The organism is Rhizobacter sp. (assembly GCF_031412495.1).
In the GTDB taxonomy this organism is placed as follows: domain Bacteria; phylum Pseudomonadota; class Gammaproteobacteria; order Burkholderiales; family Burkholderiaceae_C; genus Schlegelella_A.
The window spans coordinates 1-12,623 of the sequence record NZ_JANODC010000086.1; the positions used below are offsets into that span (position 1 = coordinate 1).

The 12,623-nt window shown below is 66.7% G+C and carries 8 protein-coding genes and 2 pseudogenes; 5 read left to right on the forward strand and 5 right to left on the reverse strand.

Annotation, left to right across the window (positions count from 1 at the left end):
- The 3 genes from AC30N0_RS03090 to AC30N0_RS03100 all read left to right on the forward strand — a co-directional run.
- Positions 1 to 521: sensor histidine kinase (locus AC30N0_RS03090; protein WP_489516469.1), on the forward strand; the 521-nt coding region annotated here is incomplete at its 5' end.
- 3 nt (positions 522 to 524) lie between these two features.
- On the forward strand, positions 525 to 1,649 hold the full coding sequence (locus tag AC30N0_RS03095) for a sugar ABC transporter substrate-binding protein (RefSeq protein ID WP_489516470.1): 1,125 nt from the start codon (positions 525 to 527) through the stop codon (positions 1,647 to 1,649).
- A 123-nt stretch (positions 1,650 to 1,772) separates the two neighbouring features.
- A complete protein-coding gene (locus AC30N0_RS03100) occupies positions 1,773 to 2,144 on the forward strand; it encodes a response regulator (RefSeq protein ID WP_489516471.1) in 372 nt (123 codons plus the stop codon).
- A 407-nt stretch (positions 2,145 to 2,551) separates the two neighbouring features.
- On the opposite strand, the gene AC30N0_RS03105 is transcribed toward AC30N0_RS03100, so the two are convergent.
- Positions 2,552 to 4,921, reverse strand: a complete 2,370-nt coding sequence (locus AC30N0_RS03105; RefSeq protein WP_489516472.1) for a PAS domain-containing protein — start codon at positions 4,919 to 4,921, stop codon at positions 2,552 to 2,554.
- A gap of 109 nt (positions 4,922 to 5,030) precedes the next feature.
- Between AC30N0_RS03105 and AC30N0_RS03110 the strand changes: the two are divergent.
- Both AC30N0_RS03110 and AC30N0_RS03115 read left to right on the forward strand, forming a co-directional pair.
- A pseudogene (locus AC30N0_RS03110) lies at positions 5,031 to 5,243 on the forward strand (integrase core domain-containing protein); the annotation flags it as partial.
- A 281-nt stretch (positions 5,244 to 5,524) separates the two neighbouring features.
- The gene (locus AC30N0_RS03115) at positions 5,525 to 7,366 is read left to right on the forward strand and encodes a sensor domain-containing diguanylate cyclase (RefSeq protein ID WP_489516473.1); all 1,842 of its coding nucleotides are present in this window, start codon (positions 5,525 to 5,527) and stop codon (positions 7,364 to 7,366) included.
- Positions 7,367 to 7,582: 216 nt separating this feature from the next.
- On the opposite strand, the gene AC30N0_RS03120 is transcribed toward AC30N0_RS03115, so the two are convergent.
- The 4 genes and pseudogenes from AC30N0_RS03120 to AC30N0_RS03135 form a co-directional block, all read right to left on the reverse strand.
- Positions 7,583 to 9,340 (reverse strand): AMP-binding protein, encoded by a 1,758-nt coding sequence (locus AC30N0_RS03120; protein WP_489516474.1) that lies wholly within the window; start codon positions 9,338 to 9,340, stop codon positions 7,583 to 7,585.
- 23 nt (positions 9,341 to 9,363) lie between these two features.
- Entirely contained in the window at positions 9,364 to 10,875 is a 1,512-nt protein-coding gene (locus AC30N0_RS03125; protein ID WP_489516508.1) for an amidase, read from the reverse strand.
- A gap of 498 nt (positions 10,876 to 11,373) precedes the next feature.
- A pseudogene (locus AC30N0_RS03130) lies at positions 11,374 to 11,895 on the reverse strand (ABC transporter ATP-binding protein); the annotation flags it as partial.
- Entirely contained in the window at positions 11,892 to 12,617 is a 726-nt protein-coding gene (locus tag AC30N0_RS03135; RefSeq protein WP_489516475.1) for an ATP-binding cassette domain-containing protein, read from the reverse strand. The pseudogene AC30N0_RS03130 and the gene AC30N0_RS03135, both read right to left, overlap by 4 nt.
- Positions 12,618 to 12,623 lie beyond the last annotated feature (6 nt).

A 12,623-nucleotide genomic window follows, 5' to 3' on the forward strand; every position in this document is an offset into this window, starting at 1 on the left:
TCACCGATACGGCAGCCAAGGATGCGCTGCGCGAAACGCAATCGCGGATCAATGCGATCTCGCTGATTCACAAGAGCCTCTATACATCAGGAGATGTGACAAACGTGGCGCTGGACGATTATCTGGGCACCATGCTGGGCAACCTGGAAACGGCGATGAGGAAGGACGGCCACACCGCCATCCTGAAGTGCTACCTGGAGCCGATGTCGCTAAGCACGGACGCCAGCGTCAACCTCGGCGTGGCCGTACAGGAACTGGTCACCAACGCTTTCAAGTATGCCTATCCCGGTGAAAAGCCCGGCGAGGTGCGCGTGCGGCTGAAGCGATTGGCCGACGGCAAGGCCGAGCTGACGGTCGAGGATGACGGCGTGGGGATCGCGCCAAACGCCGCCCGTGCGGGCACGGGCCTGGGCAGCAAGATCATCCAGACGATGGCGTCGGCGCTGCACACGCGGGTGGAATACATCAATCGCGCGCCGGGTACGTTGGCGCGGCTGGTGCTCACAACGGCGAATGCGTAGGGCATGGGGATGAAATTCACGCCTTCTGCGGTTGCTTTATTTCTGTGTCTCAGCGGCGCTTCGTTTGCCTCTGGCGGCGAGGGGCTGACCACGCCGGTCAAGTTGCCCGCATTCGATGCGGCACGGGCTTCCTGCAAAGCGCCTACTGGTTTGCAGAAGAAGCTGGTATTCGTGCAGGACAACAGGCGCGAATTCATGCAGGGCGCCGGACGCGGGCTGGAGGCCGCGGCGCGGGCGCGGGGCCTCGGCTATAGCGTCGCCTTTGCCAACAACGATCGTGCGCTGATGATCAGACAGGTGGGCGACATCGCGACCGACAAGACGGGCGCGATCGTGGTGGCGCCGATCGATCCGCCGTCGCTTGCGCCTGCCTTAAAGAAGGTCATCGGCGCGGGCGCCGCTGTGGGTGCCATCGTGCCACCGCCGGCGACGACGGTGCTGAACGCGCCGCAATACCTGACCGGCAAGGTTTTGGCGGAAGCGGCGGCGAACTACATTCGCGCGCGGCTTGGCGGAAAGGCCAAGGTCGTGCTGCTGACGCATGACGGCCTGCAATTTCTGGCGCCGCGTTTCACCGCCATGCGCGATACGCTGCGGGCACTCCCGGGCGTGACGATCGTGGCCGACATTTCGCCCGCCACGGTCGACAAGGAGGGCGGATATCGCACGATGAAGACGATCCTGCTGGCGCAATCGAGCGTCGATGTGGTGCTTGGCGCGGACACGGTGGTGCTGGGAGCCCTGGCGGCATTGCGCGAAGCGGGCAAGGCGCGGGCGGACCAGTTTCTGGGCGGTATCGACGGCGAGCAGGAAGCGGTCGTCGAAATCAAGAAAGGCGACAGCCCCTACAAGGCGAGCATCAGCCTTGCCTCGTCCATATTCGGCTATGCGATGGGTCAGCAGGCCGCCGATTGGCTGGACGGTAAGTCCATTCCACAGGCCATGGACATTTTGCCCAGGGCGCTCACCAGCTCCAACATCGCGGACTATGAAAGGGATACGGCAAACCCCGGTGCGGTGTATGCCGACCCGTCGCGGCGCGCGTTGTATCTGAAGATGTACGGCAACATCTGTTTCGATACACGCGAAAACTTCATCAATTTCCCCTGGTCATCAGAAGCCAAATAGGCCGCACCGAAGTGGCCGGCCTGCGTTGCCCACGATCTTCCGCGAGCGTGTCGAGACGGGGCTCCATGAGGGCAGCGGCCCGCCCCAGTTGCAAGATCGCACAGAATCGAGCAGCCGCCAGCCATGACCGCCAACCCTTTCGTCATCCTCTATGTCGAAGACAACGACTACATTCGCGAGTCGTTCGCCGAGCTGCTCGCCGCTGCGGATCGCCGGATCGTGAGTGTGGCTGACGGCGCCGGCGCGCGCGAGGCGATGCGCGAGCAGAAGGTGGACCTGCTGATGACGGACATCAACCTGCCCGACGGCTCCGGCCTCGACGTGGCGCGCGAGGCCCTTCGGCAGAACCCGAGGCTGCCGGTGATCGTCTGCTCCGGCGATGACTTGAGGGACGTCGCCCGGTCGCTCGGCCCGACTGCCCATCCGCTGAGGAAGCCCTTCGATCTGGACGAACTCGAGGCGCTGGTCGAGCGGCTCGCGCGACGATCGACTTGACTGCCGCCGCTGCGGCCGCCGGGCGGCGGCGCGGCTTTTGTGGGCCGTCTGATGCACCGGTGTCGCAGCTCGAGGACGTCGCCGGCATTCGCCACTCGGCTGCGCCCATTGGATCTCGGTGGCTGATGGCTTTGCGCTGTCCGGTTCTGCCCGGCAGTGATCGTTCGCAGCTGCGCCAGGGAGCTGCCGCTCGACAAGCACCTGGCAGACCGCCTACCCACCGAGATGTGTCGACTCGAATGCGATGCGCATCTCTCTTGCCCGTTGAGCTGATGGGACTCCATCATGAGATCGGGTCAGCGATGGTCACCGTCAGCCATGGAACAAGGGCAAGACCTACGGCCAAAGGGCGGCTTCCAATACTCGATGACATCTGGGCACTTCGAGTTCGCCTGCGGACAGTGGCTTCAGCTCAGCGGTAACCGTACCTCGAACACGCTGCCTCGACCCACGCCCTCACTGCGTGCCTGGATCGAACCTCCATGCAATTCAATCAAATGCCGTGCGAGCGCAAGGCCAATACCTTGCCCCCCCTGCGCCATGTCGTGGGCTGACTCGACTTGCCCAAACATGCGAAAGACCTCGTTGAGGTGCTCTGGTGCGATGCCTATGCCAGTATCGGCAACGCTGATCACGGCGAGCTGCCCTTCGCGCCTCGCAGCCAAGCCGATAAGACCTCGAGGCGGGGTGTACTTGGCCGCGTTGATCAAGACGTTCGAGAGCACTTGCGCCAAGCGCGTCAGATCGCCGTTCACTAACATGGGCTCGTGCGCGATGGCAACGCTCAGGTCGTGTCCGCCGTTGTCAATGAAAGGCCGGGCCGTCTCGACCGCTTGTTCGATCGCCGCGCCCAACTCGACCTGTTGCAGTCGGAGGTTCAGTTGCCCCCTGGTTAAACGGGACACGTCGAGCAAGTCGTCGAGGAGACGCGTCATTTGCGCGGTCTGGCGCTCGAGCAGGCCGAGGCACTGAACGGCACGCGGGTCCGATGCTCCGACGCGCCGGAGTACAGCCACGGCGTTGCGGATCGGCGCCAAGGGATTGCGCAGCTCGTGCGACAGGGTGGCAATGAAGTCGTCCTTCTGGCGGTCCGCGTCGCGCAGCAGCTCCTCGGCCCGCTTGCGTTCCGTGATGTCCATGACGATGCCGAACGTGCGTGTCGGCCGTCCCGACGGGTCGTACTCTGCCTGGCCCCGGTAGGCGAGCCACACTTCGTGTTGGCCGGGTCGGCATATTCGAACCTCATCGAAAAAAGGCGACCGTTGAGCAATGGCGTCCGTCCGTCTCTGGATGAAGCCGGCGCGGTCCTCCGGATGGACGAGTTCCATGATGCTGTCGGGGCTTGGAGCGAAAGCCGACGGATCAACACCGAACAATCGATACGTCTCAGGCGACCACCAGAGCGCGCCAGTGACGATGTCAAGCTCGTACGCCCCCATCTGACCCGCCGTGAAGGCGAGCCGGAGCCGCTCCCGCTCCTGGCGGAGAACTTGCTCCGCGTTCCTCGCCTCCGTTACATCGGCCATGATGCTGACAAGTCGCAGAGGCTTCCCGTCAGGCGCGCGGAGGGTGACCGCGCCACGACCGGACAGCCAGAGGATGGCTCCGTTCGGATGCACGATGCGGTACTCGGCCGCAAATGAATCTTGTCGTTCCGCCAGCTCTTGGAAGTTCTGGGCCAGGTACCGGTCCTCAGGATGGAGTGCGGCGACATACTCGTCGTCGGGCCCGCCGAGTCGACCTTGTCGATTGGCCAGATCGAGGCCGAACAGCTTCATGCCTTCATCGGACCAGGTCCTCGTTCCCGTGACGTGATCTGTCTCCCAGTAGCCCATGCGGCCGGCCTTGAGCGCCGCGCGCAGCGTGGAGTCGGCTACACGGGTGGACTCCTGCGCTCGCACGCGATCCGTCACGTCGGCGCCGACGACGAAAATGCCGGCCACATCGCCGCTTGCATGCTTGATCGGTTGGTAGACGAAGTCGACAAAGCGCTCGTCGATTGCCCTGCCCTCTTCAACCCACCGTTCGTACCGAGCGCCACTCGTGCGGTAGGCGGTACCACTGGCGAAGACGCCGTCCAAGAGACCGAGATACCCCTGCGCAGCCGCCTCCGGCCAAGCATCTGCGACCGTCCTTCCGATGACCGCCCGATCGCCGATGTGCTGCAGGTAGGCGGGATTGGCGATCGTGATCCTGTGCTCCGGCCCTTCCAACAGGGCCATGAAGATCGGTGCTAGCTCGAACAAGTGGGCCAGACGATCGCGCTCGAGCAACAACTGACGGGCGGCCACGACGTGCTGGGTCGTTTCTGTGCACACCACCAGGACACCCCCGATCCCTCCGGGCGAGCTTTCGTCGTCAATCGGGCTGTAGCTGTAGGTCCAGTAAACGTCGTCCAGGTGCCCGTGGCGGGTAATGGGCACCAGGTGATTCACGTTCCACGTGGCACCGCGACCTGCCATCACATGCTCGATCTGCGGCCCGATGATCGGCCAGATCTCGCTCCAGACCTCGCGGGCGGGACGCCCGAGCGAGCACGGGTGCCGCTCGGGGCCGATGGACTTCCGATAGGCGTCGTTGTACAGGCAGGCGAGCTGCGGGCCCCACCAGATGTACATCGGATGCCCCGTATTGAGCATGAGCCGGACTACGGTGCGAAGCGACTGCGGCCAGCGTCCAGGTGGCCCGAGCGTCGACGCGGACCAGTCGTGGCCACGCATCAGACTGCCCATCTCGCCGCCGTCGCGCAGAAAGTGCAGAGAATTCGAGCCAGTCACGGAGGGTCTGTGTGAGTGAGACGAGTCTTCGATGGCTGAGCGCCTGTACGGATCGTACCGTGCAGACATTGCAAGGCCGGGGGTGTCGAGGACAGTGCGATCGCCGCGCGTGCGCCCTTCCACCGGCAGCGTCGGCGACGCCTACGACAACGCCATGGCCGAGAGCTTCTTCGCCAGCCTCGAGTGGGAGCTGATCGACCGCAACAGCTTCACGACCAAGACCGAGGCCCGACTCGCGCTCTTCAGCTACATCGAGGGTTGGTACAACCCGAGGCGACGGCACAGCGCGCTCGGCCAGAGCTCGCCGATCGACTACGAACGTTCCGCCGAACACGACTTGACCACCGCCGGCGTTTGCTTGGCTGGCGCCACGCCGCAGGTGGACAAGTCTGCATCGCGACACTCCACCGAACCCGCTCGAATCCAAGCGCCTACCCGTCCGCGAAAGGTAGTCAACTCCAACTCCAGACTGAAACTACGTGCGGGTTGCAGCGCCCTTTAGAGCCCTGTCGGCGGACCAGTCACTGCCTTGCAGACCCCTGCGCCACGCCGCCGACCCGGCGCATCTGTCGCGCCTCGTGAAAACCAAACGAAAAACCGCTCTTGGTTGAGCCGTCGACGACGTTTGCCGGGGACACTCTGCCTCGAATGTCCGGCAGTACAAGTTCGACGCATGACGGCGATGAGGCGCGACAGCGCGCCCTCGAGCGCCTTCGCATTCTCGATACCCTGCCCGAACAGGTGTATGACGACCTCGTGCTGCTCGCCTCCGAGATCTGCGGCACCCCGATCGCACTGGTGTCGCTGATCGATCACGAGCGGCAGTGGTTCAAGGCGCGCCTCGGGCTCGACGTGGCCGAGACGCATCGGGATCTCGCATTCTGCTGGCACGCCGTCGTGGAGCCGGCCTCGGTGCTCGTGGTGCCCGATGCCCTGCAGGACCCCCGCTTCGCCGGCAATGCCCTGGTCACCGGGGCGCCGAACATCCGCTTCTACGCCGGAGCGCCGATCGTCCTCCACAGCGGCGAGGCGCTCGGCACGGTCTGCGTCATCGACACCGAACCGCGCAAGGTGAGCCCCAGCCAGTTGCGGGCGCTCCAGGCGTTGGCGCGGCAGGCGGCGGCGTTGCTCGAACTGCGCGAACGGACGATGGCTGCCGAGCAGAACAGTTCGGACCGCGCCCGCGCGCAACGCGCGTTGCAGCAGGCGACCGACCTCCTCGGTGAAATGGGTGCCATGGCCCACGTGGGCGGGTGGGAGCTCGATCTTCGGACCCATACCATCCAATGGACCGACGAGGTCTATCGCATTCACGATCTCGAACCCGGCAGTCCGATCGCGCTGGCGAGCAACATCGACTTCTACGCGGCCGAGGCGCAGCCCGTCATCCGTGCTGCCGTGCAGGCCGCGATCGATCACGGCGAGCCCTGGGACCTGGAGCTCCCGTTCGTTACGGCGCGCGGGCGCCAGTTGTGGGTGCGGGCCCAGGGCAAGGCGGTTCAGGAAGGTGGAACCACCACCCGCCTGATCGGTGCGTTCCAGGACATCACGGATCGCAGGCGAGTGGCTGACGCCCTGGCCGGCAGCGAAAGGCGCTTGCGCATGATCGCCGACAACCTGCCCGCCATGATCAGCTACGTCGACCGTGAACAGCGCTATCGCTTCGTGAACGCGCACGTCGGCAAGATCTTCGGCAGCGATCCTGAGGCCATGCTCGGGAGGACGATGCGGGACTGCCGCGGCGATGAGTTGCACGCCGAGCTGGCTCCGCACTTCCAGGCGGCGCTCGCTGGCGAGACCGTGACGTTCCAGAGCTCGGCCAGCGTCGGCGGGCGGCTCTTCCACTACCAGTCCGACTACATCCCGGACCGGGATCCAGCCGGCTCGGTCCAGGGGTTCTACGCGCTGACCTTCGACATCACCGCCCTGAAGGAAACGCAGCGCCAGCTCGACCGCCTGGCCCGGGTCGACGGACTCACCGGCCTTGCCAACCGGCGCCAGTTCGAGGAGTCGCTGCATCAGGCGATGGCGCGGACGCGACGCTCCGAGCTGCCGATGGCCGTCATGTTCCTCGATGTCGACCGCTTCAAGGACATCAACGATGCCTACGGCCATGCCGTGGGCGACACGGTGCTCCGCGGATTCGCGGAACGGATGAATACCGCCACGAGCAAGACCGACCTGGTCGCGCGCCTGGCCGGCGACGAATTCGTGATCGTGCTCGAGGGAATCGACCGGCAGAGGCTGGCCGATCTTGCGCAGACCATCCTTTCCGCCCTTCGCGCCCCGTTCGACGTGGACGGCAGGCCCCTCGCGGTCACCGTGAGCATCGGCGTGGCCCGCTACGAAGGCGGCGCGCTCGATGCATCCGCGCTGCTCAAGTCGGCCGATGCAGCGCTGTACGCCTCGAAGGACCAGGGCCGAGACCGCTGCACTTTCGCGTGACCGGCCCGGTTTCATCCTCGAGGGCGGCTTGTCCGCCTCCCAGGGCGCCGTCGGGCTGCATCCAGAACCGCGGCTCGACTCACGACGCGATCGCCTACGGGCCGACGGTGCCGGCGTCCGAGCTGCAAGGACCGGTCACCTACCCGCCCGCCGCCGCAGCACGCCGGGCGGGCGACGATGCTGCGCCGCCTGGTGGCCTCGGGAACCTCGGTGGCGTCAGGCGGTTCGCGCTTCGCGCAGGCCGAGCAGGTTCATCATCTCCTTCCTCATCTCGAACTTCTGCGCCTTGCCCGTCGCGGTGAGCGGGAACTGCTCGACGACACGCACGTAGCGCGGTACCTTGTAGTGGGCAATCTGGCCGCGGCAGAAGTCGCGCACCGTCACGTCGTCGAGCGCATGGCCGCGGCGAGCGATCACCCAGGCGCAGACCTCCTCGCCGTACTTCGGGTCTGGCACCCCGAAAACCTGCGCATCCTGGATCGCCGGATGGCGCAGCAGGTACTCCTCGACCTCGCGTGGATAGACGTTCTCGCCACCGCGGATGAGCATGTCCTTCACGCGACCCACGATGTTGGCGTAGCCGTCCGCGTCCAGGGTCGCCAGGTCGCCGGTATGCATCCAGCCGGCCTCGTCGATGGCCTCGCGCGTGCGCGCCTCGTCCTTCCAGTAGCCGCGCATCACGGCGTAGCCGCGCGTGCACAGCTCGCCGGCCGTGCCCACCGGCACCATCCGGCCGGCCCCGTCGACGATCTTCACCTCGATGTGCGGCTGGATCCGGCCGACGGTCGATACGCGCCGCTCGAGCGGGTCGTCGAGGCTCGACTGGAACGAGATCGGAGCCGTCTCGGTCATTCCGTAGGCGATCGTCACCTGGCTCATGTGCATCCGCGAGATCACTCGCCGCATCGTCTCGATCGGGCACGGCGCGCCGGCCATGATGCCGGTGCGCAGCGATGAAAGATCGTGGCGGGCGAGGTCGGGATGCTCGAGCATCGCGCCGAACATCGTCGGCACGCCGTGCAGCGCCGTGCACCGGTGGCTCGCGATCGAGCGCAGCGTCTCGCCGGCGTCGAAGCTCTCGCCGGGGAACACCATCGTCGCGCCCGACGTCGTCGCGCACAGCACGCCGAGGACCATGCCGAAGCAGTGGTAGAGCGGCACCGGGATGCAGAGCTTGTCGGCAGGCACCAGCGCCATGGCCTTTGCGCAGAAGCGCGCGTTGTTGACGATGTTGAAGTGCGACAGCGTGGCACCCTTGGGCGACCCCGTGGTGCCGCTCGTGAACTGGATGTTGATCGCGTCGTCGGGATCGAGCGCGCCGGCGAGGGCGTCGAGGCGCGCCCGCTGCGCCGGGCCGGCCAGGGCGAGCAGGCTGCGATAGGAGAGGCAGCGCGGCGGCACCGGCTCGTCGCCGAGCAGGACGACGTGCTTCAGCTCGGGAAGGCGCACGCTGTCGAGCACCTCGGTCCGGCCCTTCAGGTGGATCTCGGGTGCGATCTCGGCGAGCATGCCGAGCCAGTCGGTGCCCTTGAAGGCCCGGGCCATGACGAGCGCGCGGCAGCCGACCTTGGCGAGCGCGTACTCGAGCTCGGTCCGGCGGTAGGCCGGGTTGATGTTGACCAATACCAAGCCGATCCGCGCGGTCGCGAACTGGGTGACGATCCACTCGTGCCGGTTTGGCGCCCAGATGCCGACGCGGTTGCCGCGACGCAGGCCGAGCGCGAGCAGGCCCGCAGCCATCTCGTCGGCGCGCTGCTTGAGGTCGTACCACGACAGGCGCAGGTGCTCGGCGTCGAAGATGGCCGCGTCGCGGGGGCCATGGCGGGCGACCGTCTTGTCGAGCTGGTGGGAGAGGGTGATGAAGCGGAGCGGCTCGTCGGTCGAGCCCGACACGTACGACAGCGTGCCTGGGGGCCGCTGCCGGTCGTCACGACCGCCGGCGAGCCAGTCGGAGCGGAACGGGTTTGCCGACATGTGGATCCGGTCGCCCTTGCCCCTCAGAAGTTGCGCCAGTCGCCGAGCTGCTCGAAGGCATGCGCGGCGCGGTAGATCGTGGACTCCGCGTAGTGCGCTCCGACCAGCTGCATGCCCACCGGCAGCCCGGCCGACAACCCGCAGGGCACGTTCATGGCCGGATGGCCGCTGACATCGAACGGCGCGGTGTTCGCGAGCATCTCGAAGGCGCGCTGGCAGTAGAGCGCGAGTGGCGCGTCCTGCGCCGGGATCGGCGTCGCCTTCATCGGCGTGGTCGGCATCAGCAGCAGATCGTGGCGGGTCAGTGCCTGGTCGTAGGTCTTCCTGAGCAATCTAGACAGGTTCTGCGCCTTGGCGTAGTAGTGGCCGCGATAGGTCTTCATGAAGTACTCGCCCGCCATCATCGAGATCTTGAGCGTGCGCGAGAGCTGGTTGGCGCGAGCCCGCCAGTTGGAATGCGCGTCGAGCAGGCTGGTCGTGTACAGGCCCTCCCAGTTGAAGCCCATGCCGTTGCCGTTCATCATCTGCGCCTGCAGGCCTTCGAGAGCGATCGGCGTCCAGATCGCGACGCCGTCGAGGTGCATCGGTATCGAGATCTCGTCGACCAACGCGCCCAGGCCGCGCAGCCGCTCTGCGGCCTGGCGGACCTTCTGCACCACATCGGGCTCGCAGTTGTCGTGCTGGAAGCCTTCGGTCAGGACGCCGATCCGAAGCCCGGCGACGCCGCGGCCGAGCGCAGCGGTGTACTTGTCCACGCGCACGTTGTACTGTCGCGGGTCGAGACCGTCGGAACCGGCGATCACCTCGAGCAGCAAGGCGCTGTCGGCGACCGTGCCGGTCATCGGCCCGAGATGGTCGATGGTTGCCTCGATCGGCATCGCGCCCGTATAGGGCACGAGCCCATGGGTGCCCTTCATCCCGTAGCAGCCGGAAAACGAGCCAGGCATGCGGACCGAGCCGCCCTGATCACCGCCCACCGCCATCTCGACCTCGCCCGAGCCGACCAGCGCGGCGCAGCCGCTGGACGAACCGCCGGCGGAATAGCCCAGCTTGTACGGGTTGTGCACCGGACCGGCCTGCGAGGTGTGGCTGCCCCCGGACAGGCAGAAAGATTCGCAGTGCGCCTTGCCGACGATCGTGCCGCCGGCATCGAGGATGCGCGTGATGACGGTCGCGTCGATATCGGGGACATACCCTTCGAGCGACGAGGCACCGTTCATCATCGGCACGCCGGCCAGGCAGATGTTGTCCTTGATCACGATCCGCTTGCCCGCCAGGGGGCCGTAAGGTGCGCCCTTGATCTCGGTCTTGACATACCAGGCGCCGAGCGCGTTCTCCGCCGCCGAGGGCCGGGTTCCGGGCGTGCGCGGGTAGCGCACCTCCGGCAGGTAGTCGGGCAGCTGATCGACGCGGTCGTAGGCGAGCATCGTGCCTTCGAGCACTTCGAGGTACTCGCCGACCTCTTGGTCGGACATACTCATGTGCAGCTTTTCGACGATCCGCTTCATCTGTTGGAGCGTGGGTCGCTTGACCATGGTCATGGAATCACCTCGGGAAACTGCCGAAGGCGAAGCCGTCGACTGGGAGCGGGACAGTGGCGCGGTGCGAGCCGATACGGGCGGTGCCGGAGCCGCGACGCGACCCGCCGGCAGCCCGGGAAGGGCGTAGGTGTTCATGTCGGCACGACCCGCGGACAAAGTCGCGGCCGCATCGCCGGACCTGGCCTCTCCGCGCGCTGACGGGGCTGGGGTAGGACGGGACGGCGCGCCAGGCCCCGAACCCGCCGGCCGCGTCATCCTCATCTTGCCCATCCCCAGCAGCTCGGCGATGCCGCCGGCCTGGGCCGTGTGCGCGTCGACCTCCCGCTCGATGCGACCGCGCTCCATCACGACGATGCGGTCGGCGACATCGAGGACGAGATCCAGGTTCTGCTCGACGACGACGAGCGACAGCTTGTCGCGCTTGCGCAGGCCGGCGAGGATCTCGCCGATCTCCTGCACGATCGACGGCTGGATGCCTTCCGACGGCTCGTCGAGAAGGAGCAGCCAGGGCACCGCGATGAGGGCACGGCCGAGGGCGAGGATCTGTTGCTCGCCACCCGAGAGCGCTCCGCCCTTGCGATCGAGGATGGTCGCCAGCCGTGGCAGGGTGTCGACGACACGCTCGATCGCCGCTGGCTCGGTGTCGCCCGAGTCGGCGGTCCACGCGAGGCGCAGGTTCTCGAGCGCGGTCAGGCCCGGCAGGATGCCGCGCCCCTGCGGCACGTAGCCGATGCCCAGCCGGCTGCGGTCGTGCGCCTTCATCCGCGTCACGTCGATGCCGTCGATCGAGATCCGGCCGGCGGTCGTCGGCACCAGGCCGATCAGCGCCTTCATGAAGGTGGTCTTGCCGACGCCGTTGTGGCCGACGATGCCGATCGCCTCGCCGGGCCCGAGCTGGAGGTCGATGCCGTGCAGCACCGGCACGTGGCCATAGGCGGCCCGCAGGCCGGCAACCTCGAGGACGACGTCGCTCGCCGCAGCGGCTGCACCGATCGGAGATCCGGCTTCGATCACTTGGCGCGGCCCCCGATGTAGACCTCGCGCACCTTTGCATCGGCGAGCACCTCGTCGACCGGTCCTTCGCGCAGGACCGCGCCCTGGTGCATGACGGTGACCCGGCCGCCGAGCATGCGGACGAACTGCATGTCGTGGTCGACCACGACCACGGTCGCCTTCTGGTTGACCTCGTGGATGATGCGAACGAGCTGATCGGCCTCGGCGCCGGTGATGCCGGCGGCGGGCTCGTCGAGCAGCAGCAGCCAGGGCCGCTGGGCCAGGACCAGGCCGATCTCGACGAGCTGGCGCTGGCCATGCGCGAGCTCGCCGACCAGGCGCCGGGCGATCGGCTCGAGGGCCATCTGCTGCATCACCTCCGCGACGGCGTCCTGCGTCTGCTCACGTGTGCCGACACGGCGCGCTGACAGCCAGAGGTTTTCCTCGACGGTGAGGCCGTTCATCACCGACGGCACTTGCGTCTTGATGCCGACGCCGAGGCGGACGATCTCGTAGGCGCGCCAGCCGGTCACGTCCTGGCCCCGGATGAAGACACGGCCGTGGCTGTGGTCGAGCCGGATCTGGCCGGTAAGGCACTTGAAGAAGGTGCTCTTGCCGGCCCCGTTCGGGCCGATCAGGCAGCGCAGCTCGCGATCGGCGAGCGAGAAATTGACACTGTTGACCGCCTGCACGCCGCCGAAGCGCATCGACAGGTCACGGGTGTCCAGCACCGTCTCGGTCACTCGGTC